Raw genomic sequence first — 25520 nt, forward strand, 5'->3', positions numbered from 1 at the left:
TTGTTCTTACAGAGCTGTTTGCAGCCCATTCTCTAGTACGCGGACCAATTGGCCTTCACTTTCATTAATGCCTGCCTTCGTCAGCTTCACGCGGCATACCTTGCCAACCAGATCCTCAGTACCTTCAAACGCCAGTTGAATATAATTGTCACTATATCCATGGAGTATGCCGCTATCTTCGGTCCCTTTCGGCGCAACTTCCGGAATGACCTCCAGCACCTGACCTACAAACTTCTCAGCATACGCCAGTTGCATTTGCTCTGACAGTTGTATCAGCTCATGCACTCGTGCATTTTTCACGTCTTCGTCCACCTGATCCTCCATACGCGCCGCAGGAGTTCCACTGCGCTTGGAGTACGGGAACACGTGCATTTCCGAAAAACCGATTTTTTTCATCAGCTCATAGCCATTGCGGAACATTTCATCCGTCTCCCCAGGGAAGCCGACAATCACGTCCGTTGTAATCGCTACATCTGGCATTGCTTTGCGAATCATAAGCATTTTGTTATAAAACTCTTCTGTCGTGTACTTGCGACGCATCCGTTTCAATACAGTGTCATCCCCCGCCTGAAGCGGTATGTGAAAATGACGAACCAGCTTGGTAGAACGGTTCAGTACATCAAGCATTTTTTCATCAATCTGGCTGGCTTCAATCGAACTGATACGGATACGCTCCAGCCCTTCCACCTTCTCCAGATCCCACAGCAGATCAGATAGGTCATAATTATCCATGTCGTCACCATAACCGCCTGTATGGATACCAGTGAGTACTATTTCCTTGTAGCCTGCGTGTACCAGTTGATGCGCCTGTGCAATAATGCTCGCAGCGTCACGACTGCGGGATAGACCCCGCGACCACGGAATGATGCAGAAAGTACAGAAGTTATTGCACCCATCCTGAATTTTCAAAAATGCCCGAGTATGATTAGCAAAATCAGGTACATCCATTTCCTCAAATACACGCGTTTTCATAATATTGCGCACGGCGTTCACCGGTTGACGCGTCCCTTGAATTTCCTGCACGAACGGAATAATTTTATCCCGGTCCTGAGTCCCGATAACGAGATCAACGCCAGGAATATCCATAATTTCGGCAGGAGAAGTTTGGGCGTAACAGCCCGTCACTGCCACAATGGCATCTGGATTCCGGCGAATCGCGCGGCGAATAATCTGACGACTCTTTTTATCACCGGTATTCGTAACGGTACATGTATTAATAAGATAGACATCAGCAGTCTGCTCATCAAAGTCCACCTGTTCATAACCTTCATTTTTAAACAGCTGCCAGATCGCTTCTGTATCATAAAAGTTTACTTTACAGCCCAATGTGTAAAATGCCACTGACGGCATATTAAACCCCTCCCATTTCTCCTGTCTCATATAAAATGCATGCCAATGCAGCCATTCCTGCGGTCTCAGCACGTAAAATACGTCTTCCCAGTCCTGTAGACTGGGCTCCAGCCTGCTCGGCCTCCAGACTTTCCGCTTCAGTAAAGCCACCTTCCGGGCCTACCACCAGCAGAACACGCGGCATGTCCGTCGACGCCCATTGTCCTGCCAAAGGCTGGATTAGATCCCGTAGCTGTTTACCCTGCTCTTTTTCATAACAATAACATATCAAATCATACCCAGCAAAAGAAGCCAGAAGTTCTTTCCACGTCATGGGCGCACTAATTTCTGGAATCCGGTTACGGTGGCTTTGTTCAGCCGCTTCCTTCACAATCTTGCGCCAACGCTCCAGTCGCTTGCCTTCTTTTTTGGCATCATACTGCACGACCGTACGCTCGGACAAAAACGGTACAAACCCGGTTGCTCCGATTTCTGTACATTTTTGCATCACCGTCTCCATCTTGTCTCCTTTAGGAAGACTCTGAGCGATGGTGACCTGCACATGTGGTTCAGAGGTCATCTTCAGCGGCTCAATAATCGTCGCCGTAACATGATCCTGCTCAATCGTATCCAAAGCAACCAGCGCTTCTTTAGATACCCCGTCACTAACTATAATTTTGTCACCACTACGGCCCCGCATGACTTTAGCGATATGCCGCGCGTCCTCACCCGCGACAATCACGTGATCTTCTAGAAATTGCTCTGCCGGAATAAAATAACGCTGCATTCTCTCTCACACCTATTCCTGGATTTTGCAAAATCCTCATTCTAAAAATAACTGTTGTCCACTAACGTTCCGTACAAAATCCGAATAAATCACCAAGCAACATCATATCATCTTTTGCGCCTGTATGACCAGTCTGTTCCCTCTTCTATTCAGGTTATACCTACCTATTCTCGTAAAAAAAGGAGCCCTTAGGCTCCAAACAATCCAGTGATATAAAAAGAGAACTGCAAAAACTGTATATAAATCATCTGGGCCAGCGTGTAAAGAGGTTCAATTGTTACAGCTCGAACCTGCGGAATGACCAGTATAAGCAGAAAAATAAAGATCGACCACTGTTCAAACTGCTGGAGTTTGCGGCGCACAGGAGTGGGGGCCACATCTTCCACAATCCGGTATCCATCCAGTGGAGGCAGTGGGATCAAATTAAAGATAAACAAAAATAGATTTAAATTGATCAGAGCATTGATAAACAAATAGATTGCTTGAGCTACCCGTTGGTTCTCCATCCCCGGCAATACTTGAAAATGAAGGAGCACGGCATAGATCAAAGTAGTAACAAATGCAAGCAGCAGATTGCTCAGCGGACCCGCAGCCGATACGATAATGCCCATGAGGCGCGGACGGCTAAAATTGTCACGATTAACCGGAACTGGCTTGGCCCAGCCAAAGCCTCCGATCAACAGCAGCAGCGTACCCAGCAGGTCAATATGCACTGCCGGATTTAAAGTCACGCGCCCAAGTAGCTTGGCCGTAGGGTCACCAAATTTATTGGCATAATACGCATGTGCAAACTCATGAACCGTGAACGATATGATCACAGCCAGTAAATAAAAGGGAAGAACATTTAAATTTACACGAAAAATATTTTGTAGAAAATCCATACTTACCTCTTTCTCGCCACAAACGCCAGCCAATCTTCATCCCGGCTTATTTCGGCAATCTCAAAGCCAGCAACTTTCAAAGCAGTTTCGACAACTTCTTCTTTGTTCTTCCAAATCCCTGAAGCAATATAAATACCACCTGGTTCCAGAGCTTTATATACATCATCAATGAACAGCAGAATAATCTCTGCCAATATATTAGCTACCACCAGCTTGACCGGTAACTGGATACCCAGCGTTGGATCGCTTGCATTAAGCACAGATAGCAAATCACTTTCTTTAATGGTGATGCGTTCCTCCAGTCCGTTCAAACGTGTATTTTCCCGCGCACTGGATACTGCCACCGGGTCCAAATCCAAGGCAAGTACATGCTTCGCTCCCAGCTTTACAGCTCCAATGGCCAAAATACCGGAACCCGTGCCGACATCAATAACTTCTTCTCCACCCTTAATCACAGATTCCAGCGTTCTCAGACAAAGGGATGTCGTAGGATGCGTTCCGGTCCCAAAGGCCATACCAGGGTCCAGCTCAATGATTTTTTCCTCTTCACTCGCAGGCTCATATTCCTCCCAAGTAGGTTTAATCGTCAGACGGTCCGATACACGCAAAGGCTTGAAATATTGCTTCCAAGCATTTGCCCAGTCATCCTCATCAACTGTTTTCAGCTCATACTGAACCTCACCTGGGTCAATATCGAAAGTTCTCAATTCTTCGACGCGCGGCTCAATCTGCGAACGAATACTATCCATGTCCACTTCTTCGGCAAAATAGCCTTTGATGATCGCTTGTCCTTCAGGTATGTCGTTCAAAGGCCGATCATACCACTGTCCATAGGACGTATCCCGTGGCTTGTTGAGCGAACCAGATTCTTCAATGGAAACCCCTCCTGCACCTGCTTCGTGCAGAAAATTCGAAATCATTTCGATGGCTTCTTCGGTTGTATGTATTGTAATTTCATTCCACAACATGGTTTTCATTTCCTCCTCATTTCACATGCATACATTACATTGTACTATATACATGCACAGGAGTTCAAAAAAGCTGATATTATCCGTGTACAAAATATTTTTTGTAGAGCTTGTATTTGTTGTCCTCTCTTTTAGTCCAAGCACCCTTAACTCTAGTACATACAATACAATATACTAGAAAAGGAGTGATTTAGTATGGCAAAGACGGTGTTAGATTATAATGCCAGTGTTATTACACCTATCACTAATGGTATAAATCTTCCTGTTCCGATTTCTCCAGCCGGACTTGGAATTGCTACGACGTCTGTATTTATTGATCCTGCTATTCCTGGAGCTGTCAACAACCGAGTAGAGTTAAAAGCCTCGATTGGACTACGTTTTGTCGGTGCCGGTAATATTAGAGTACTTGTACGGATTTGGAGAGCTGGCAAAGAAATTTATTACGGACTGGAATCCAATGTCTTCGATAACAATATTATTCTTAATGTCGAAACGGTAGACGTTGCGCCTCTGGGCGTGCAAAACTACCAACTGATTATTGAAAATCAGACGCCTGCGACGACTGCATTTGTCTCCGGTCCTCTTGTTTTTAGTGCAACAGCATATAGCGGATAATGAATAGGAAGAGGAAAGAACACAAATAAGACGGGTTATCCCAAAATCATCATTGTTGATGGGGATAACCCGTTTTATTAAATTCTACTCATTGTCGTTTATGATACGCTGCTGACGACGGTCAGCTACTTCGCTACGCCGGATCGCTTCTAGATCCTCAGCATCTGCCTGATCTGCCGAGAACTCAACATCTTCATTTTTAGCAGATTGCATGCGTTTGATTTTTTCGGTTTTGGTCAGCACTTTATCAAACCGTTTGTTTTTGGACATCGGTCACTGCTCCCTCCAAACTTTTCACAGCATTCCACCCGCCTGTTCCACGATGGACATCGCCTGATGATGTATGGATTCATCCACCACAGCGGTCAACAAAATATCGCGGCCTGTCGGTCCGCCCTGTCCTCCATCACTCATGCCACTGGCGGACGGATCAGCCGCAGCCAGTATTGCTGGAGTTGCATCTGTAAAGTCCACGCCCTGTGTCAGTGAGGACAAGCTGCTAATCTGTCCTGAAAATACAGGCAATCCGGCGTTGCCAGTAGACTGCCGCGGATACCGGCTAAATCGGTCTATCGACACATCGGCTACCCGGAGTGCTTCCAGTTTTCTAGCGGCTCCCTGTGCTTCCTCAGGACTTTTGAAATACGCCAAAATATTTTTTTCGCCCATCTCAAAATCTCCCTGTGTAGTATTGAGCGTAACTGATCTTCAAAAGCATAGAGCGTTACGCTTTGTTATATCCTGCTCATTGGCACGATTTTATATTCCCTACGAAGACTAGACGGATGCAGACGATAATGGAAACAGTGGGCCTAGACAGTGAACTATAGTTTGTGAAGAATATAACTTTTACGGGTGTAAAGTAGCTGCCGGAGCTTCACCTGACTTGGCTACTCCTGTCTCCCATGCAGCACGAATAACAGCATCCCGTACCTTTTGAACCACCTTCGGATTAAAAACATTCGGTATGATATAAGTTTCACTTAGCTCTTCAGGACAGATCGCATCAGCGATGGCAAGTCCGGCAGCTAGTTTCATTTCCTCATTAATCGTCGTAGCATGGCAATCTAGAGCACCCCGAAAAATTCCCGGGAAGCACAGCACATTGTTAATCTGATTTGGAAAATCGGAGCGACCGGTAGCAAGTACACGTACATGAGGTGCGGCTACAGCCGGATCAATTTCCGGCTTCGGATTCGCCATGGCGAACACGATAGGATCAGTTGCCATGCTCTGTATATCCTCTACAGTCAGTATATTTGGGCCTGAAACACCGATGAATACATCAGCTCCCACAATCACATCGGATAAACTTCCACTTAAATTGTGCGGATTAGTCATGTTCGCATACTCTGTCCAATGCGGGTTACTGTACTCCACGTCACGATGAATAGCTCCCTGTCTATCAACGCCAATCAGATTGCGCACACCTGCCTTAAGCAGCATACGGGAGCAGGCCATACCCGCCGCACCAATCCCTGCAAATACAACTTTGACATCCTCCATTTTTTTGCCACATACCTTTAATGCATTGACCAGACCCGCTAATACAACAACTGCCGTACCATGCTGATCATCATGAAATACTGGAATGTCTAGTTCCAGCTTCAACCGTCTCTCGATTTCAAAACAGCGTGGCGAAGATATATCTTCCAAATTAATGCCGCCAAAGGCAGGAGCAATCATTTTGACAATTTGAACAATTTCATCAGCGTCCTTCGTGTTGAGACAGATTGGGAAGGCGTCGACACCTGCAAATTGTTTGAACAACACTGCTTTACCCTCCATTACAGGCATAGCGGCCTCCGGTCCGATATCTCCTAATCCAAGTACTGCTGTTCCGTCTGAAACGACTGCTACTGTATTCTTTTTGATCGTTAATTGATACGCTTTGGCTGGGTCATTGGCGATTTCCATACAAATTTCAGCTACACCCGGCGTATACACTTTGGACAACCCCTCCATCGTTTCTATTCGCTTCTTTGGTAAGGTCTCCATTTTGCCACCTGCATGTAATTCTCTAATTTCGTCTATTAAACTGCTCATATTTTTCTCCGTCCTTTCATGTCTCTATTTGGATATGAAACTCAGTCCTGTGTATAAAACTCATCAGCTCCAAAATTGGAGCAACAAAGTTGCTAAAATGACCGTGCCTGCCCCGCCAATACGTGTTGCAATTTGTGCAAAAGGCATCAGTTCCATCCGATTGGACGCAGACAGAATGGCTACATCTCCCGTGCCCCCTAATCCACCGCGACAGCTAGTCACCAAAGCAGCTTCTACGGGATACATATGAATCCATTTTCCTGTGAAGTATCCGGTAACAATCAATGCAACTACAACAGATGCGCAGGTAATGGCATAAGGAACCGTTAAAATCCCAACTACACTATCTAAAGGTACATACAAAATACCCAATCCCACCATCAAGGGCCACGTCAGACTTGCCGTTATACATTTGTACAAGTGAAAAGCTCCCTGCTCCAATGTGTTCGGCATGATCTGAATACACTTAATTAATGCCGCCGCTAGAATCATGAGGATCGGACCTGGAATATGGAGATACGGCTCCAGCAGCTTTCCCACAATAAAGAAAGTACAGGCCAACAGCAGACCTCCTCCCATCAATGGAAAAGAAATCGATTGTTCCAGACTTGCCGAAGCTAACTTGTCTGCATCTTTCTCGAGTTTCAATAACCTTCCGTTACCTGAAGTTTTTGGATCTTTCTCTGCTAATCTCTTCAGAACACCCGCACCTATGATTGCAACAATGTTCCCGATAATTGCAGCCGGGATAAACTGGGATACGAATACTGCCGAATCCTTACCCAGCACCAACCCATACGAAATGGACAACGGTAAAATGCCTTCCCCAATCCCACCGGAGATAATTGGAATGATAATGAAAAAAAATGTATGATAGGCGCTATAGCCAAAAGCCATACCCACCACCATTCCCACGCCAACAGCTGCAATAGATCCTATAATAATGGGGGCAAAAATTTTAACAATTCCGTTCATCAGCATTTTGCGATCCATGCCAAGAATACTTCCCGTTACTAGACATGCGATGTAGAAGTAAAGAAAATTCGAGGTTTTCATCAGCGTGTGTACCGCACCCAACGCAGATGGACTAAACATATTCCAAAATACCATTAACGATGGAACCATAAGTGATAAAATGGCCGGCCCGCCAATATGCTTAAGCAACGGAAGTTTGGCCCCTAGATCACTGAGCAGTATACCTAAAATCATGATGACGGCAAACCCGCCCAACAGATCGTTTGGAAGTCTTTCAGTAACTGCAGCTGCATAAACAATCAGCGCAATCACGGCATAGAGTGGAAGAGGAATAACCCCCAACTTTACCCTACCCAGCATTCTGGTGCCATCCACAAAATTTTTACTCCATCTTTGCCCCTTTTGAATGACAGGCTGATTCGTAGCATTTTCCATAAATCTCCCTCCCTAAAGTGAAGAATGATGATCATGTTTCCATTCTACACCTTGGAAAACGCTTTATTTGGTTTTATAACTAATCATTCACTTTTTTAATTAAAGTAATCAGTAAGAAGATTTAAATAAAACTATTCATGATGCCTTCTGCCTGTGGCAATATTCGGTATTGGTAAACAGGGCGTCCTATGGTACCGTATATGGTTTCCATGGAAAGAGCCTCAATCTCTGTCATAAAAGCCAGGTACTTGCGCATAGACACCCTGGATATCCCTGCGCTCTCCGCAATATCCTCGGTGGAAAATAGCACCTTATTATGCCGCTGGATACAATTCCATATCATAGCCAGCGTGGATTTAGTTATGCCTTTGGGCAACCGTGCCAAGTCTTTAGTCAAGCTTTTATGATAAATCAGTCGGTCCAGTTCCTCCTGAGAAAGTAGACTGTGCTCACGCACGATGCTAATGTGCTCTCGGTACCCCGTGAGGGCCTCCAAAAAACGGTTAAAGTGGAACGGCTTAATCAAGTAATCCACCGCGCCGAAGTTCATCGCTTTTTTGACACTGTTCATGTCACTTGCAGCCGAGATGACAATGACATCTATATTTACACCTGTCTCCCGTATGAATGACAGTAAATCGAGGCCATTGCTTTCCTGCATATACACATCTAGCAGTATCAGATCAATGGCCTGTTCAGCTATATATTTCTTCGCCTCTTCCACAGAAGAAGCCCAACCCCCACATCGAAAACCTTCCACCTGCTCCATATATTTGCGGTTAAATTCCGCAACCATCGGATCATCTTCTACAATCAGGACATTAATCATGTTCATCATTCCCCGCTATCATGTATGGAATCGTAATCTGAAAACAGCACCCTTGCTCGGCTGGGATCAATTTTATACTTCCCTGTAATCTCTTCACGCTTTGCGTCACCAGATAAAGGCCCATTCCTCGTGACTCTCCCTTGGTCGAAAAACCTTTTTCAAATATAGCCTGTACAAGCCCTTCCGGTATACCCGGACCATTGTCGCACATGATACAGGTCAGATAACCGTTCTTCTGGCTTTCCTCATAATAAAGTGAAAGGGTAATCCGCTTGAGCTCCAAAGATTCCATCGCCTCCACCGCATTATCAAACAGATTGCCAAGAATAGTAATCAGTTCATGCGTCGTTTGAGTTTGACTGGATTCGGGCAAGTAACTACCTGGAGTCAGTTCAAAATTCGCCCCTACTTCTCTGGCCCGGCTTAATTTCCCCAACACAAACCCTGCCATAACTGGGTCCCTGATCTGCCGGGTGATGGAGCCAATCTCCACTTGATGATGCTCGACGGCATCCATAATGTAATGCTCCAGTTTATCATACATTCGTAAGTGTACCATCCCCATAATGACATGCAGCTTGTTCATAAATTCATGAGCCTGCGCACGCAGTGCTTCTGTGTACAGGGACACTCCTGTCAAACGTTCCGCAAGCTGGTTCATCTCCGTTTTATCCCGAAAGGTTACAATTGCCCCCACAATTTCCCCTTTGACCCGTATCGGAACACTGGTGGTCAGCAAAGTTATTCCACCCAGCTCCATTTCCTCATCCATTTGTGGAGTACTCGCTTCCAAGACCTCTTGCAATCGAAAAGCGGATAGATAAACGGTAATCTCCTGTCCGGAGAATGAGAAATCTTCAATCCCGGCTTGTCTAAGCAGACGTATCGCTTCTGCATTCATCAGCATGACGCAACCGAATTCATCTACCGCAATAACTCCTTCCTTGATGGATTGCAACATAGCGCTGCGTTCCTCCAGCAAGCGTGCGATTTCCGGCGGCTCGAGACCGACTAGCATATTTTTGATTTTACGAGCCAGCACAACCGCACCTCCAGTGCCAATCAACATTCCAGTGCCAATGGCTATCGCAATAAGGCGGTTGTTGCCTTCCTGAGCCATCTGTACATCTTGCATGGATATACCCACAACAATCGCCCCTACCTGCTTCCCCGTTAAACTGAACACGGGGGAAAAGGCTCGCATGGACAAGCCCAATGTTCCCTTCGCAACGGACACGCTCTCATGGCCATGAAGTGCAGTAGACTCGTCTCCGCCGACAAAGGCTTTGCCGATCATCCTAGCATCCGGGTGCGTTTTACGAATTCCCTTCATATCCATTGCCACGATAAACTGGATGTGATTTGCTGCTGAAACCCTCTTCACATACTCCTGCATGGAAGGAGACGAACCCGTCCCTTGCAATTGCTCGACAATAAGCGGCGTATGGGCGAGTGTACGCGCGATGGACATTGCCTTTTCTTCCAGTCCCTTCTCAGTTTCATGCTCCACTCTCTCAGCAAATAACAGGGTTACAGGCAGAAGCACAAGTGCCATAACTAGACATACTAGCAGTGTAATTAGGCCTCTGAGCTTTAATAGCGGTTTACCCCGACGCAGCTTGAGCTGTACATTTCCGATGGAACTCACCCCTTTCTACTTGATATTAAGTCTCGACAGTTCAACATGCCTATACAAAAATGGTTATGTATGTGTTTACGTGAATATAAAAAAAGGAACTATCCCGCAATTGCGGAATAGTTTCCTTTGATTCATGGTTGAAGCTCCGCGATTCCTAATTGGGCTTAGTCGCCTCGGAAGGCGCGCTTCACACGGTCAAAAAAAGACTGCTCATTCTCATGTGTCTGCTCTCCGCTAAGCGAAGAGAACTGACGCAGCAAATCCTTTTGTTCCTCACTCAGTTTACTAGGCGTTACCACAACGACCTTAATATGCTGGTCACCCTGACCTACGCCGCGCAGTTTTGGCACACCTTTTCCTTTAAGACGGAAGTAAGTACCTGTTTGTGTACCTGCTGGAACTTTCAGCTTCACTTTCTCGGTCAACGTTGGGATCTCGACTTCATCTCCCAATGCTGCCTGTGAGAACGTCAGCGGAATTTCACAGTAGATATCGTCTCCCTCACGCTCAAAGAAGTCGTGCGATTTCACGCGGAACACGACGTACAAGTCACCTGCCGGTCCTCCGTTGACACCGCCTTCGCCTTCACCGTTAATACGCATTTGTGCGCCGTCATCCACACCCGCTGGAATACGGATATGAATTTTACGTTGCTTGCGTACCCGACCCGAACCGCTACAAGTCGTACATTTTTCTTTAATGATTTTACCGGAACCGCTGCAATTGGAGCAGGCGCGTCGATTAACCATACGACCAAACGGTGTATTCTGCACCACTTCTTCCTGTCCGCTACCGTGGCAGACGGAGCAGGTTTGTGGTTGAGTACCCGCTTTGGCTCCCGTACCGTGACACGTATCACATGTTTCCGTACGTTCAATATGAATGTCGGTTTCTTTACCGAACACCGCTTCCTTGAATTCAATCGTCATCGTATATTGAAGATCGTTCCCACGCTGCGGTGCATTCGGATCGCGTCGACCGTTGCCGCCGCCACCAAAGAACATATCAAAAATATCGCCAAACCCGCCACCGAAGTCGGCACCACCACCAAAGCCGCCTCCCATGCCCTGGTTCGGGTCTACATGACCATACTGGTCGTATCTTGCCCGCTTCTGACCATCGCTGAGAACATCGTAAGCTTCTTTCACTTCTTTAAATTTAGTTTCCGCGTCCGCAGCCTTGTTCACGTCCGGATGATACTGACGCGCAAGCTTACGGTAAGCCTTTTTGACTTCTTCATCCGAAGCGCCCTTCGCGACGCCCAGCACCTCATAATAATCACGCTTATCAGCCAATGTTCCACCCCCATGCCTACAACGTGTCTGCACTACATATAAAAGGAAAGCCAAAGGCACGGGATGACCCGGCTTTGACCTTCCCATCATTTCAAGGCAGTACAACCCGTAATATGCTTATTTATCTTGGAAATAACTGTTACCCTTCGGCTAATTGTTATTTATCAAGGCAGCTACGCTGCAATTACTATTCAGTATATCATAATGCATCGGTGTACCGTAAAGCTACCACTACCCGATCCGTAGCTTAGTCTTTCTTCTGGTCTTCGTCAACAACTTCATAGTCCGCGTCAACCACGTTGTCGCGGCCTTTGCTGTCTGCTGCGCCATCTTGAGCTTGTTGAGCCTGTGCTTCTTGAGCAGCTTGCTCATACAGCTTCACAGACAATTGCTGAACGATTTCAGTCAGTTCTTCAGTAGCTTTTTTGATGTCTTCCAGGTTGTCGGTTTCCAGCGTTTTTTGCAGATTTTCTTTAGCTGCATTTGCTTTTTCGACTTCGCCTGCATCCGCTTTTTCGCCCAGATCTTTAATCGTTTTGTCTACAGAGTAGATCAGTTGATCCGCAGCGTTTTTCGCTTCTACCAAATCTTTGCGTTTTTTATCTTCTTCCGCATGCAACTCGGCATCCTTCATCATACGTTCTACTTCCTCATCGCTCAAGCCGCTGGAAGATGTGATCGTAATTTTTTGGCTTTTACCTGTGCCTTTATCTGTAGCGGATACGTTCACGATACCGTTCGCATCCAGATCAAAGGTAACTTCGATTTGTGGTACACCACGTGGTGCTGGAGGGATATCTCCTAATTGGAAACGACCCAACGTTTTGTTGCCTGCTGCCATTTCACGTTCACCTTGCAACACGTGAATTTCTACGCTAGGCTGATTGTCGGCATACGTCGAGAACACCTGCGATTTGCTCGTAGGGATCGTCGTGTTACGATCAATCATTTTAGTAAATACGCCACCTGCGGTTTCAATACCGAGGGACAGTGGAGTTACATCAAGGAGAACGACGTCTTTCACATCACCAGTCAGTACACCCGCTTGAACTGCCGCGCCCAAAGCTACCACTTCATCAGGGTTTACGCCTTTGTGAGGCTCTTTACCTGTCAGCTTTTTGATTGCTTCTTGTACAGCCGGAATACGTGTGGAACCACCGACCAGAACGATTTTGTCGATGTCGCTGGCACTCATGCCTGCATCTTTCATCGCTTGACGAGTAGGTCCCAAAGTACGTTCTACCAGACCTTCAGACAATTCTTCAAATTTCGCACGAGTCAAGTTTAACTCCAAATGCTGTGGAACGCCATCAGCTACTGTGATAAACGGCAAAGAAATTGTCGTTGTCAGTACGCCAGACAGTTCTTTTTTCGCTTTTTCCGCTGCATCTTTCAGACGTTGTACAGCAGCTTTATCTTTGCTCAGGTCAATGCCTTGATCTTTTTTGAACTCATTTACGAGGTAATCAATAATCACTTGGTCAAAGTCATCGCCACCCAGCTTGTTATCGCCGCTTGTTGCTTTAACTTCGAAGAAACCGTCGCCCAGTTCCAGAATGGATACGTCGAATGTACCACCACCCAGGTCATACACGAGGATCGTTTGGTCTTCGGATTTTTCCATACCGTATGCCAATGCAGCTGCTGTTGGCTCATTGACAATCCGCAGAACTTCCAGACCGGCAATTTTACCTGCATCCTTGGTTGCTTGACGTTGACCGTCATTGAAGTAAGCTGGAACAGTGATAACAGCTTGAGAAACCGTTTGTCCCAGGTAAGCTTCAGCATCGGATTTCAGCTTTTGCAAAATCATAGCGGAAATTTCCTGTGCGGAATATTCCTTGCCGTCAATGCTTTCTTTATGATTTGTACCCATGTGACGCTTGATGGACATGATTGTACGATCTGGGTTCGTAATTGCTTGGCGTTTTGCCGTTTCCCCTACAGTACGTTCTCCATCTTTTTTGAAACCAACAACGGAAGGGGTTGTGCGTGCGCCTTCCGGATTTGGAATAACGACCGCTTCGCCGCCCTCCATAACAGCCACACAAGAGTTGGTTGTACCTAAGTCAATACCGATTACTTTGCTCATCGGACAATTCCTCCTTCTGTATATACGAGGCCCGCAGGCCAGAATGGTTGAATCAAAATGATGTATTTCTAATGTATATTGAAAAAGCTACATGCTCACTTTTACCATCGCTGGACGAAGCACCTTGTCCTTCAGCATGTATCCTTTTTGTACCTCTTCAACGACGATGCCTTCCTCATGCTCTTCGCTCTCTACCTGCATAATAGCCTGATGGAAATCAGGATTAAACGGTTGTCCCACTGAATTCATGGCCGTTACTCCCTCTGCCTGAAGCACACTCTCAAACTGGCGGAAAATCATTTCCACGCCTTTGCTGAATGACTCAGACTCCGCTCCTTGCGGTGCTGTTGCCAGCGCACGCTCGAAGTTATCCAAAACAGGCACCAACTCGGTAACCAGCTTCATAGATGCATATTTGGCAAGGTCTTCTTTTTCTTTCAGCGTACGACGGCGAAAATTATCAAAATCCGCCTGAGCGCGTAAAAACCGTTGCTGATGCTCTTCCGCCTGAGCGCGAAGCTTAGTCAGCTCTGTTTCGCTTTCTTGGTCTTCCAGTGTCGCCGCTTCATTAACCGGCTCTTCCTGCTGGCTCGTTTCGGCGGCTTCCTCTGTGCTTACATTTTGTTGTTTTTCTTCTTGGAACGCTTGTTCTTCCTTCAAAATGTTTCACCTCCTTCAAGTCATAACTACCTTTACAAAAACACGCAACAATGCACCCGCGCAGGATACAAACCGTATCCCGGCGCGGAACATGTAGTACCGCAACCTATGCGGTCTTGTTCTATTTAAACCGCTGCGTTAGCATTGCGGTCAAATCCTTAGACAGGATACCCAAAATATTAATAACTCTCGCATATTCCATCCGTGTCGGACCCAGTATGCCTATAGTGCCCAACGCTTCTCCGTCTACTGCATACGTGGCAGTAATCAGGCTGCAGTTGGCAAACGCCTCATGATCATTTTCAGTGCCGATGCGGACTTGAATTTCAGGTGCTCCGGCAACAGGTGTCATTAGTTTAAGTAGCGTTGGTGTTTCCTCCAGCAGATCGAGAATATGTTTAACCTTTTCTACATCTTTAAATTCAGGTTGATTGAGCATGTTCGTCGCACCGCTCAAATACAAGCGCTGATCCGATTCATTATCCAGTGCTTTATCCAGCACCTTCATAGCATCCTCAAAATGAGACACATGCTTCTCCATCTCCTGACCAAGTGCGGTGTAAAGGCGTGATTTAAGCTGATAAATCGGCACACCGACCAGCTTGCTGTTCAGTAAATTCACAACCTTCTCCATCTCAGAAATCGAAATTCCCGGTGGAATATCTACCGTTTTATTCTCCACCTGACCGGTATTGGTCACGATTATCGCCACAGCCGTCGTTTCGTTGAGCGGCAGCAGCTGAAAATGACGCAATGAAGTATGAAAAACCTCCGGCCCAAGCAGGATGGAAGTATAATTGGTCATATGGGACAAAATGCCTGACGCATGCTGGATCACTTGCTCCATTACATTCAGCTTTTCGGCGTAAAAGGCTTTCAGTTCCCGCATTTCCATAGGCTTCAGTGTATTCAGTGGCACCAGATGGTCCACATAATAACGATAACCTTTATGAGACGGGATGCGTCCCGCAGAAGTATGGGGTTGCTCCAGATAGCCCTGTTCCTCCAAATCCGACATTTCATTACGGATCGTGGCCGGGCTGAATCCGACATCCTGCCTTTTGGATATGCTGCGGGAACCCACTGGCTCAGCCGAACGAATGTAGTCATCAATAATCGCATTCAGAATGAGTCTCTGACGTTCGGTTAACAAGCGAATCCCCCCTTGTTGTTTATCCATAATAGCATGATTGTTAAATGGAATCATTAGCACTCGTTCGCGATGAGTGCTAACCGTTAATACAAAAATACCAAACCGACCTGATCATTGTCAAGTCAGTTCAGTATTTTCAATAAACAAGATTTATCACAACAGTTTAGTTTACTGGAATGAATCCACAACGTTTACACTTTTTCACGAAAAATCTCAATATCCAGCGCATAAAAACCGTATTTATGTATAGTGACACAGAAAATAGAAAAATTCGAGACTATGTCTCCATACCATTATAGCTTCTTTGTCCTTGAGGAGGAATTAAATTTGAAAACTAATCGCCGCAATCTTTTATACGCATCGATCGCACTTTTACCTACAATTTGTATGTTTCAGATTTTAATTGAGTTGTTTCCGTATACAGGACTAGGAAGAATAGTTGCTTTGCCATTGGTATTCATCCTGAATGCAGCCCTTATTATTTCAGTCATCCATTTAATTCGTAAATTAAGCCCCCTGTGTTGTACCTTAATCTTGGTTCCTACAATACTTTTAAGCATATGGAATACCATTTTGTTTTACCCTCAAGAATTCAGTCCAAGTATTCCCAAGCAAATAAAATACAGTATATCGGCAATACAACATTACGATGATTTAACACTAGCCGATTGGGGAGGATATACATATAGTCCAAGCAGAAGCGGAGCGTCTGAAAGATATGTTGTCGCCTTGTATAAATATAAACACCGAGTTCCATTAGACGGCACTGCATACTTTTATAATGATACTGATTATCATAAGGACCATCCCATAAGAAGCCTGAATGGAATACCTTCCGAACTGGATCCTCATCATCAATTCATTTGGTGGTTGCTCACAAACATATGAGAAATGAATCAGGATTAAACAATGTAGGCTGTATAATATACGCATGATTAGGTCCTGAGGAAAAAAGAACTGACCTCATTATTGACAGGTCAGTTCAGTACTTTCAACACTGCGATTTCATCACAATTGTTTTGTTTACTACAGTGAATGCAGTCGGTCCATACCTTTTCAGGGAAAATCTCTTTGCTTACTACATCAAAACCGTTTTTTATAAAAAAGGAGACCTCGTAGGTCAATGCCATAATTTTAGGAATACGTTGCCGCCGTGCTTCTATAATAAGGCCCTCCACGAGCTTGGAGCCAATACCCATACCTTTGTGTCCCTCAGAGATGCCAAGGGAGCGAATCTCTACCAGATCAGCGCCCAATTTGCATAAAGAACCACAACCAACAACTTCGCCGTCCACCTCTGCAACAATAAACAGCTCCAGTTGGCGCGTAAGCACTTCCCTCGAACGTGGCAGCATAATCCCCCGCTCTGCATAGCCGCTAATCATTTGATATAAAGGCTCCACATCCTCAGGAACCGCACTTCTGCACAATACATCTTTACACACTGAAGCCATCTTGCTCTCCTCCTGCCGCTTGCCGCATATAATGAATAAATATACAACATAACGCATAGAATCGCAATACTCCATTTACCCTGCTATGACAGAATGGTGTTATAAAATGATCATCCCAGCTTATAAAGTTGAAACGTACTGTACTGAAGCCTACGACTTATGAATTTACCGTGATAGAACCGATGAACTCTGCAAATACATCATTTCCGAATAAAATGCCGCGTTCACTCAAACGATAACCGTCCTCAATGGATTCGATTAACCCGGCATTGAGCATTTTTCCGAGAGGAGCAGTAAATGTATCCTCCAACGCCTGACCGAATTGAGCTTCAAAGCGGGACTTAGAAACGCCCTCTAGCATTCTCAAACCGACCATAAGAAAATCCTCCATAGCTTCCGCCGCTGGCACCTCAAAGCTATCCAGACGTGGCAAACCATTACGACTAGCCTCCACATAAGGGTTAATACCCTTAATGTTCATATGACGCTCTCTGCCAACATATCCATGTGCCCCTGCGCCAAGACCGTAATAGTCTTCATTTCGCCAATAGGTCATGTTGTGCTTGCTCCCCAAACCTGGTTTTGCGAAATTGCTAATCTCATACTGCTCATAACCCGCTTCTTTCATGCGACGCATGAGAAGTAAATACATTTCCAATTCATCATCCTCGTGTGGAAGCGGTAGCTGATTTTTCTGATACAACGTGTGGAAGAGCGTGTTTTCTTCAACCTTCAAGCTGTAGATAGAGTAATGAGGAAGCTCCAGCTCTAGTGCTCTACTCACGCTTTCATGCAGCATGTCCACCGTTTGATTCGGCAAACCAAACATCAGGTCAATCGACAGGTTGTCCAAGCCGACCTTACGGGCGTTTTCCAAACTACGATATACGTCATCTGTACTGTGAATGCGTCCTATGCCTGTGAGTAGCTCATTCTGAAAAGCCTGTACACCAAAGCTCAGTCGATTGACGCCGCCTTCTTTCATCACAGAGAGTTTTTCAAAATCAGTGGTGCCTGGATTGGCTTCCATGGAAAACTCAATATCTTCCGCCCAATGTGGGAAATAGGTTCGGACACTCTTCAGAAAATATTCCATTTCCTTCGGGTTTAGGGTTGTTGGTGTTCCACCCCCGACAAAAATGGTTTTAATCTCTCCTGGCGGGTGAAGCTTGACTGTATGTTCCATTTCTCGTTCCAGTGCATACAGATATTCCATAACAGGTTGATCCTTGAGCACATAAGAGTTGAAATCACAGTAAAAGCATTTATTCGTGCAAAAAGGTATATGCAGGTAAACCGCTTGAGGCGCGGATGAATGTTCATGTTTTTGTATGGATGCGGTCATACCGATCCTCCTTGTCAATTCAGAGTGTGGTGATTGAAAAAAATGGCGAAGAGGGGGAGAACGCTCCGTGGATGGATCATTCTTCCGATCGCTGTTACCCCCGGATTTTTTCTTTCTAAATAAACTTAATAGGGTAAAATCCGGGGATAAAGGCGAACGCTAACGCTTCTTCAGAACGATTCCATCCACTCCGCTGCTGCCTACCACCATCGGTCATTTTTTTGTGGTGTAGGTGTTGCAGTAAGAGTAAAGCATCTTTAGAAATACGCTAAAGATGCTGTTGATATACTATTTTTGCAACTGAGATAACAAACACTCCATCTCTGGATAGCTTGCTCAAATAAATAACGTCCATTCTCCATGCACGGCAAATGCCCCATGAAAGAATGGACGAATACTTCAAGCAGCTTTACTCATCTATTTTCAGTACCGCCATAAATGCTTCCTGTGGTACTTCTACGTTACCGACCTGCTTCATACGCTTCTTGCCCTCTTTTTGCTTTTCAAGCAGCTTCCGTTTACGAGAAATATCGCCGCCGTAGCATTTGGCCAAGACGTTTTTACGCATCGCCTTAACGGTTTCACGCGCCACAACCTTTGTTCCCACAGATGCCTGGATCGGCACCTCGAACATTTGACGCGGGATTAGCTCGCGCAGCTTCTCACAGATAATACGTCCGCGATGATAAGCCCGATCTCTATGCACGATGAACGACAGCGCATCGACCTGCTCGCCATTCAACAAAATATCCATTTTCACCAGGTTGGACTGGCGATAGCCTGAAATCTCATAATCAAAGGAAGCATAGCCTTTGGTACTTGATTTAAGCTGATCGAAGAAATCATATACGATTTCAGACAGCGGAATTTGATACGTAATGGTTACCCGTGTCGTATCCAGGTATTCCATATTTACGTATTCCCCACGCTTGGTTTGACAAAGCTCCATCACCGTACCTACGTAATCATTAGGGACGATAATGCCTGCTTTAACATAAGGCTCTTCCACATGTTCAATCCGTCCGATTTCCGGATAATTCGATGGGTTGTCGATCTGGATCGTTTCCCCATTCGTCAACTTTATGCGGTAAATAACGCTTGGTGCTGTTGTAATCAGCGGAATGTTAAATTCACGTTCAATCCGCTCCTGGATGACGTCCATATGAAGCAGACCAAGGAATCCGCAACGGAAGCCAAAGCCCAACGCGCTTGATGTTTCCGGCTCAAAACTGAGCGAAGCATCGTTCAACTGTAGCTTTTCAAGTGCCTCACGCAGATCGTTATACTCCGATGTTTCGATTGGATACAGACCACAATATACCATCGGATTTATTTTGCGATAACCTGGCATCGGTTCTAATGTTGGATTTTTTGCATCTGTCACGGTATCCCCGACACGCGTATCGCCTACATGCTTAATTCCGGCAACGATAAAGCCAACATCACCGATATTCAGCTCGTCCACGATGTTCATACGCGGCATAAAAGCACCAACTTCAATAACCTCAAACGTTTTGTCAGTCGCCATCATTTTAATTTTCGAACCGGCTCGGATACTACCATCCACGACGCGAACATATACGATAACGCCTTTATAAGGATCATAGTGCGAATCGAAAATGAGTGCCTTGAGCGGGTTATCCGGATTACCTTGCGGAGCAGGTACACTTCTGACTACCTGCTCCAAAATTTCCTTGATACCGATTCCAGCTTTGGCTGAAGCATGTACGGTCTCGCTTGTATCCAAGCCGATAACATCCTCGATTTCCTGTTTTACCCGCTCAGGATCAGCACTTGGCAAATCAATCTTGTTAAGCACCGGCAAAATCTCCAGATTGTTATCCAACGCCAAATATACGTTAGCCAACGTCTGTGCCTCGATTCCCTGCGCTGCGTCTACTACCAGCAAAGCACCTTCACAGGCTGCCAAACTACGGGATACCTCATACGTAAAATCGACGTGTCCCGGTGTATCAATCAAATTCAAAATGTACTCTTCGCCGTCATCGGCCTTATAAGTGAGTCGCACTGCCTGGAGCTTGATCGTAATTCCGCGCTCCCGTTCCAGTTCCATCTGGTCAAGCACTTGCTCCTGCATTTCACGAGAAGTGAGTGCACCGGTATATTCTAAAATCCGGTCAGCCAGCGTGGATTTACCATGGTCTATATGTGCAATGATACTAAAGTTCCGAATTTTACGTTGTCTTGCCAAAATGTCAGTCATGCCTTACCCCCACACAATGCCTAGTGTCAATCAGCTTATTATAGCAGTTGTAAGGGGGGGCAGCAATATTTCTATTCTGTTACTCCATCAAATACAGATACGACCCATCGAATGCCCTGTCTCGACAGGTTTTGAAGCAACCCAGCTGTTTTGTCTGCCATGGTATCCACCGAGGCTTGCTGTTCCTTGACGGCCAGCAGTTCACGCGGTGTCTCCAGGCCCTGAGTATTGACATGCTGCGCAGTCGTCGAATACCACCTGGATGCCCCGTGCTCCGTCTGTTCCTCTTTTTCTTCCCTTCCACTAGCTTCGTTTATACCCGCTCCCGTTGTCGGCTCAACCTTAACATTTCCACTTGTGCTATACGTACCGCTATATGCACGAGTGTTAGCTGCGGGTGTATCCTCAATAACCGTCTGTTCATATCCGACTTTCTGTTGATTTACCGATTGAATCGTATCCCCGTTCCATTCCGGTCCATACACTGAACGCAGGCCAGATCCTGCCAGTTGCATACCGAGTAGAATACCTGCCCCCATGAGCAGTACAAATCCAAGTGCTTTCTTACGAAAATGTCCAGACATTACCCTTCCCCCTTACCGCTACCTCATTTAATTGCCGCTGTTGCTCTTTTTTGTATCCGATACGTTAGTGCCCGCTTTCTGAGCTTTCTGATCTTCCCAATACACTTCACCGATCATGTCCGCCAAAACGTCCGAGGTACGTTTTAACTCCTCCTCGGTGTTGTCAATACCCCCGATTTCGATCAAAATACTGTGGGAAGACAAGCTTTGATTGTACTCACCGTTGTTGCCTTTGCCACCATCTTTCCCCCATACACCACGTGATACGCCGTGATACGATTTTTCCAGCTTTTCATGAATACGAGCAGCAAAAGCTTCATTCTCGCGCCAATTTTTGTTGTCATGCCCGATAATAAAATATACCTTGGCATAGGAAAGCCCATTAATGGTTGCTGTTGTTTTTCCGTGACGTTGTGAATCTCGATGGATATCAAGCAGATAAGTTAAACCTTTATTTCCAGCTAAAGCTTCCTTGACTGTTTCGCGTGAATATTTATAGGAGTAGTTCCAATTGTAATTTTGAACTGTAGTGGCATAATCCTTGTTTACATGCAACGTGGATATCCCTTGCTTTTCCAGTCTCTTCTTTACAAAGTCCCCTACCCTTGACACATTAGCTGATTTAGAACCTGAATTAGGATTGGAACTGGTTTTGCTGAGTAGTGGGTTATATGCTTCTCTGGGATGAGAATGGTAGATTAATATACGCTTGTCCCCTTTGGCTGTATCACCTGGATGATCCTCACGTACCGGGTCTGTTTCCGGTGTTGTCGGAATATCCGGCGTAGTAGTTGGTGGATTCTCAGATGTATCTGAGCCACCAGGGGCATCCGTCGTCCCCTGATCGGGCTGATAATCCGTAGGACCCTCTACCTTGGTGTTCCCCGAACCCTTGCGCAGCAAGACAGGTGCTCCTGCAGACATGCCAGGAATCTCACGAGAAATGAGACTTTTGGGATCCTGCGGATTAATACCTGTAAGCATCTGAAAAACAAAAGGCGACCATTGTTCACCCGACAACGAAGATTGCTGCTTCTTTTGTGCCAAATGAGGTACTTCCATACCTAGCATATCCGCGAAAAAACCGCTGGACACCGAACCTGCCAATCCTTTCATGGAAGAAACAGGAGAGGTTTGTAGACGATTTTCTGCCAATCCCCCTAGCCCCAAAACGACAAATAAAAGCGCCGAGCCCATGATCAGCAGCACAAGCGTATGTCCCATCGCCAAAATTTCGATACCTTTTCTTCTCCATCTTCCGACGTTCCAGGTCTGAATTTTTTTCATGTGGGCCTTGTCCTCCTTCGTCCCGTCGAAACCCGCTTTATTTAGGAACATAGGGTTCCTATCTGCTGCGGAAATCTCTTATACTTCAACTCTATGAACGGAGAACAATTGCTAGAACACAAAAAATCTCTACTACAGGTATATCACCTCCCTTTTTGAAAGAGATTAGATTCCTGTTAAATAGAGACTATTGTGTATGAAATACGATTTTACCAACCCTTGATTAATGCGTATAGGCGGCGACATTGCCAGGATCAACAGCTTCGTGCAGAGCAGCGTTCAATCCAGTAGCAATGATGTTCGCGATATCTTCAATAAATTCATCGATCTCTTTAGGAGTCACAATCAGATCATGCCCCAGCGGTTGTAGGACCTCTCTCACCAGCCCAAGTCTCTCAGGTTCTGAAATATCGTCCAACATCCCCAGGATTGCTTTTGTAGAAGCCTTTTCTTTGGTAAAATGTGTTTTCATCAGTTCAATTACGTTATTGACAATGGTCGAAGCGTAGCATACTGTTGGTACGCCGATAGCGATACACGGAACGCCCATAATATCCTTGGTGATACCGCGCCGCTTGTTGCCAATACCTGAACCTGGATGTATCCCGATATCGGCCACCTGAATGGTCGTGTTGACGCGCTCCAGTGAACGTGACGCCAGAGCGTCAATGGCAATAATCAGTTCTGGCTTTGTGCGATCCACGATGCCTTGAACAATTTCACTGGACTCGATCCCCGTAATACCCAGGACGCCGGGTGCAATTGCGCTCACATCTCGATAGCCCGGGTTGATTTGATCAGGTGTTAGTTCAAAAAATTGACGAGTCACCATTAAATTTTCAACGACAAGCGGACCCAGCGAATCGGGAGTGACGTTCCAGTTGCCCAGACCTACCACCAGTACCTTTGCCGTATTAGAGATTCCTATTTTTTGTATAAAATGCTCCATTTCTTTTGCAAATGCAATAGCGACACGTTGCTGGAGCCCCGTGTCGCCTTCACGCAAGCCGGGTACTTCTAGCGTGACGTAATGTCCTTGTACCCGCCCAATACGGTTGGCTCCTTCTTCATTCAGTACATCCAGCCGTGTGATTTTGATTCCGTTATCTTCCTCCACGTTCTCACTTATGCCCGCCAGAGGTATAGGCTGATCCCGTTCGGCCAGTTCTCTTGCCTCTAATGCCAAATCCGTGCGTACCGCATACTTCTGCAAATCCAGATCCATCTTTTAAGCCTCCTTGGATACCATCTTTGACTATAGTGTGCGAGACACCCAACAGGTTTATGCACATCCATTTTCATCCTGTAATTCGCATCGCCTCAGAATGTTTTCTTATTGCAATTTGAGGTGTGGCATGCTAAAATATTTTAAGTTGTGAAACGTTTGTGTTCATAAGTAATGCCTTTACAGGAGGTGAATGTAATGCCAAACATCAAATCCGCTATCAAACGCGTTAAAACTAGCGACAAACGCCGTGCGTTGAACGCTTCCCAAAAATCTGCGCTTCGTACAGCAGTAAAAGCTGCCGATACAGCGTTGGTAGGTAACGAAGCTGAAACTGCTGCTGCTGCTTTCAAAGTAGCTTCCCAAAAGCTGGACAAGGCTGTAACTAAAGGTCTGATCCACAAAAATGCAGCTGCTCGCAAGAAATCCCGCTTGGCGAAAAAACTTAACGCTCTTACAGCTCAAGCGTAAGCAAGAGCTACTTTCATACGTTAATGAAAAAAACCTGACCAGCCTTGGCTGATCAGGTTTTTTTAGTTTATAACTTTTATTAATTTATAGAGTCAGCTTTTCACGATACATTAGCTGACTCTATAACAGCACATGGGGGGAATTAGATTGAAGCCCCCGCACCCATTTTCATCAAAAACAGCTCCAATCCCAGTACCTTGTCAACGACACCTGTTTTCATATGATAATCCAGCTCGCCCAATTCGTAGAGAAGCTGACGCAGCTGCTCAGGGCGAAACCTCCGGGCTTGGTCTCCTGCAACTTTCACCCCATAAGGATGCAAACTAAGCTGACTCGCAATTTGTTGCTGGGAATAGCTTTGACCTGCCAGCTCTTTGACCTGCAACATAATACGGAACTGGCGCGTGATCAAAGCGGCAATCTTGATCGGTTCCTCTTTTTGCTTAAGCAACTCATAGAAAATACTGAGTGCCTTATCCAGCCGCAAATTAGCCAGATCCTCAACCATCGCAAATACGTTTTGCTCTGTGTTACGAGGCACCAGGGATTCTATATCAGCAGATGAGATGGTTCCCTGTGCTCCTGCGTACAAGCAGAGCTTGTCTATCTCAGCAGCCAAGGATTGCAGCCCGGTACCTGTGAATTGAATGAGGCTTTCAGCAGCTCCTGCAGCCAATTGCACTTCTCTTTCTCCTGCACGCTTATGAATCCAAGCCACAAGATCATCTCCACCCATTGGAGCAAAAGCAATAACCGAAGCATCACTTTTCAGTTTTTTGACAATCTTTTTCCGTTCATCCAACTTTTCAGCCTGAACCGTAAAAACGATGACGCTATAGTCAGTCGGGTTATCCATATAAGTCAACAGCGTCTCAAGCCGGTGCTCTATCTTACCGCTATCTTTGCCTGCTGCAAATACACTGGTATCCCGTACAATAATCAGCTTCTTTGGTACCAGAAAAGGCGCTGTTTCTGCCTCCTCCACGACCACCTCAATGGGCGTTTCGGTTAAATCATAAGGAATGATGGCGAAGTCACGGTGCTCCTCTTCCACCACTTTCTCTTTAAGCATCTCAACAAACTGCTTCATTTGATATTTTTCACTGCCGTATAGCAAATACACTGGCGAAATGTCGCCTTTGCGAATAGCCTTAGAGGCTGTTTTTACATCCATTTTCCGTTCCCCCCACCCACTGATCGTACCCGACATCCGAACGGAAGGCAAG

Annotated in this window: 24 protein-coding genes; 3 read left to right on the top strand and 21 right to left on the bottom strand. The window is 45.8% G+C overall.

Annotation, left to right across the window (positions count from 1 at the left end; translation table 11 throughout):
- Positions 1-6 precede the first annotated feature (6 nt).
- From mtaB to prmA, 4 genes are all read right to left on the bottom strand, one after another.
- Positions 7-1350 carry a tRNA (N(6)-L-threonylcarbamoyladenosine(37)-C(2))-methylthiotransferase MtaB gene (mtaB, locus tag NLX78_RS10235; RefSeq protein ID WP_254350307.1) on the bottom strand — a complete coding sequence of 448 codons (1344 nt, stop codon included), beginning with the start codon at positions 1348-1350 and terminating at the stop codon, positions 7-9.
- A gap of 1 nt (position 1351) precedes the next feature.
- A complete protein-coding gene (locus tag NLX78_RS10240; RefSeq protein ID WP_254350308.1) occupies positions 1352-2116 on the bottom strand; it encodes a 16S rRNA (uracil(1498)-N(3))-methyltransferase in 765 nt (254 codons plus the stop codon).
- 188 nt (positions 2117-2304) lie between these two features.
- Positions 2305-2997: a site-2 protease family protein gene (locus NLX78_RS10245; protein ID WP_023989504.1), complete on the bottom strand. Its 693-nt coding sequence runs from the start codon at positions 2995-2997 to the stop codon at positions 2305-2307.
- 2 nt (positions 2998-2999) lie between these two features.
- Positions 3000-3965, bottom strand: coding sequence for a 50S ribosomal protein L11 methyltransferase (gene prmA, locus NLX78_RS10250; protein ID WP_254350309.1), 966 nt, complete (start codon positions 3963-3965; stop codon positions 3000-3002).
- Between the two features lie 195 nt (positions 3966-4160).
- On the opposite strand from prmA, the gene NLX78_RS10255 reads away from it, so the two are divergent.
- On the top strand, positions 4161-4580 hold the full coding sequence (locus NLX78_RS10255; RefSeq protein WP_039272296.1) for a hypothetical protein: 420 nt from the start codon (positions 4161-4163) through the stop codon (positions 4578-4580).
- 84 nt (positions 4581-4664) lie between these two features.
- Here the strand turns inward: NLX78_RS10255 and NLX78_RS10260 are convergent, their stop codons facing one another.
- From NLX78_RS10260 to hrcA, 10 genes are all read right to left on the bottom strand, one after another.
- On the bottom strand, positions 4665-4850 hold the full coding sequence (locus NLX78_RS10260; protein WP_069290020.1) for a YfhD family protein: 186 nt from the start codon (positions 4848-4850) through the stop codon (positions 4665-4667).
- Between the two features lie 24 nt (positions 4851-4874).
- The gene (locus NLX78_RS10265) at positions 4875-5249 is read right to left on the bottom strand and encodes a hypothetical protein (RefSeq protein WP_013311164.1); all 375 of its coding nucleotides are present in this window, start codon (positions 5247-5249) and stop codon (positions 4875-4877) included.
- 180 nt (positions 5250-5429) lie between these two features.
- The gene (locus tag NLX78_RS10270) at positions 5430-6626 is read right to left on the bottom strand and encodes an NAD(P)-dependent malic enzyme (protein ID WP_165178423.1); all 1197 of its coding nucleotides are present in this window, start codon (positions 6624-6626) and stop codon (positions 5430-5432) included.
- A gap of 63 nt (positions 6627-6689) precedes the next feature.
- Positions 6690-8036, bottom strand: coding sequence for a 2-hydroxycarboxylate transporter family protein (locus NLX78_RS10275; RefSeq protein WP_254350310.1), 1347 nt, complete (start codon positions 8034-8036; stop codon positions 6690-6692).
- 121 nt (positions 8037-8157) lie between these two features.
- Positions 8158-8865 (bottom strand): two-component system response regulator DcuR, encoded by a 708-nt coding sequence (gene dcuR, locus NLX78_RS10280; protein ID WP_069290023.1) that lies wholly within the window; start codon positions 8863-8865, stop codon positions 8158-8160.
- Positions 8858-10513: a DcuS/MalK family sensor histidine kinase gene (dcuS, locus tag NLX78_RS10285; protein WP_254350311.1), complete on the bottom strand. Its 1656-nt coding sequence runs from the start codon at positions 10511-10513 to the stop codon at positions 8858-8860. Before dcuS ends, dcuR begins: the two co-directional genes overlap by 8 nt.
- A gap of 155 nt (positions 10514-10668) precedes the next feature.
- Positions 10669-11799: a molecular chaperone DnaJ gene (gene dnaJ / locus NLX78_RS10290; protein ID WP_069290025.1), complete on the bottom strand. Its 1131-nt coding sequence runs from the start codon at positions 11797-11799 to the stop codon at positions 10669-10671.
- A 247-nt stretch (positions 11800-12046) separates the two neighbouring features.
- Complete coding sequence (gene dnaK / locus NLX78_RS10295; protein ID WP_013311171.1) at positions 12047-13891, bottom strand: molecular chaperone DnaK; 1845 nt, start codon at positions 13889-13891, stop codon at positions 12047-12049.
- A gap of 87 nt (positions 13892-13978) precedes the next feature.
- On the bottom strand, positions 13979-14551 hold the full coding sequence (grpE, locus tag NLX78_RS10300) for a nucleotide exchange factor GrpE (RefSeq protein ID WP_254350312.1): 573 nt from the start codon (positions 14549-14551) through the stop codon (positions 13979-13981).
- A gap of 121 nt (positions 14552-14672) precedes the next feature.
- Positions 14673-15704 carry a heat-inducible transcriptional repressor HrcA gene (gene hrcA / locus NLX78_RS10305; RefSeq protein ID WP_013372178.1) on the bottom strand — a complete coding sequence of 344 codons (1032 nt, stop codon included), beginning with the start codon at positions 15702-15704 and terminating at the stop codon, positions 14673-14675.
- A 327-nt stretch (positions 15705-16031) separates the two neighbouring features.
- Between hrcA and NLX78_RS10310 the strand changes: the two genes are divergently transcribed.
- Positions 16032-16592 carry a hypothetical protein gene (locus NLX78_RS10310; RefSeq protein WP_254350313.1) on the top strand — a complete coding sequence of 187 codons (561 nt, stop codon included), beginning with the start codon at positions 16032-16034 and terminating at the stop codon, positions 16590-16592.
- Between the two features lie 89 nt (positions 16593-16681).
- Here the strand turns inward: NLX78_RS10310 and NLX78_RS10315 are convergent, their stop codons facing one another.
- The 6 genes from NLX78_RS10315 to gpr form a co-directional block, all read right to left on the bottom strand.
- Complete coding sequence (locus NLX78_RS10315; protein ID WP_013311174.1) at positions 16682-17158, bottom strand: N-acetyltransferase; 477 nt, start codon at positions 17156-17158, stop codon at positions 16682-16684.
- A 157-nt stretch (positions 17159-17315) separates the two neighbouring features.
- Positions 17316-18503 (bottom strand): radical SAM family heme chaperone HemW, encoded by a 1188-nt coding sequence (hemW, locus tag NLX78_RS10320; protein ID WP_039272303.1) that lies wholly within the window; start codon positions 18501-18503, stop codon positions 17316-17318.
- A gap of 409 nt (positions 18504-18912) precedes the next feature.
- Complete coding sequence (lepA, locus tag NLX78_RS10325; RefSeq protein WP_029515362.1) at positions 18913-20727, bottom strand: translation elongation factor 4; 1815 nt, start codon at positions 20725-20727, stop codon at positions 18913-18915.
- Between the two features lie 71 nt (positions 20728-20798).
- On the bottom strand, positions 20799-21311 hold the full coding sequence (locus NLX78_RS10330; protein ID WP_254350314.1) for a hypothetical protein: 513 nt from the start codon (positions 21309-21311) through the stop codon (positions 20799-20801).
- 27 nt (positions 21312-21338) lie between these two features.
- Entirely contained in the window at positions 21339-22598 is a 1260-nt protein-coding gene (locus NLX78_RS10335; RefSeq protein ID WP_069290028.1) for a stage II sporulation protein P, read from the bottom strand.
- 223 nt (positions 22599-22821) lie between these two features.
- Positions 22822-23823 (bottom strand): GPR endopeptidase, encoded by a 1002-nt coding sequence (gene gpr, locus NLX78_RS10340; protein WP_254350315.1) that lies wholly within the window; start codon positions 23821-23823, stop codon positions 22822-22824.
- A 198-nt stretch (positions 23824-24021) separates the two neighbouring features.
- Here gpr and rpsT point away from each other — a divergent pair, with 198 nt between their 5' ends.
- On the top strand, positions 24022-24294 hold the full coding sequence (rpsT, locus tag NLX78_RS10345) for a 30S ribosomal protein S20 (RefSeq protein WP_013311181.1): 273 nt from the start codon (positions 24022-24024) through the stop codon (positions 24292-24294).
- Positions 24295-24436: 142 nt separating this feature from the next.
- On the opposite strand, the gene holA is transcribed toward rpsT, so the two are convergent.
- Positions 24437-25468 (bottom strand): DNA polymerase III subunit delta, encoded by a 1032-nt coding sequence (holA, locus tag NLX78_RS10350; protein ID WP_029515366.1) that lies wholly within the window; start codon positions 25466-25468, stop codon positions 24437-24439.
- Positions 25469-25520: the final 52 nt, after the last annotated feature.

The organism is Paenibacillus sp. Lou8.1 (assembly GCF_024213565.1).
In the GTDB taxonomy this organism is placed as follows: Bacteria; Bacillota; Bacilli; order Paenibacillales; family Paenibacillaceae; genus Paenibacillus; species Paenibacillus polymyxa_B.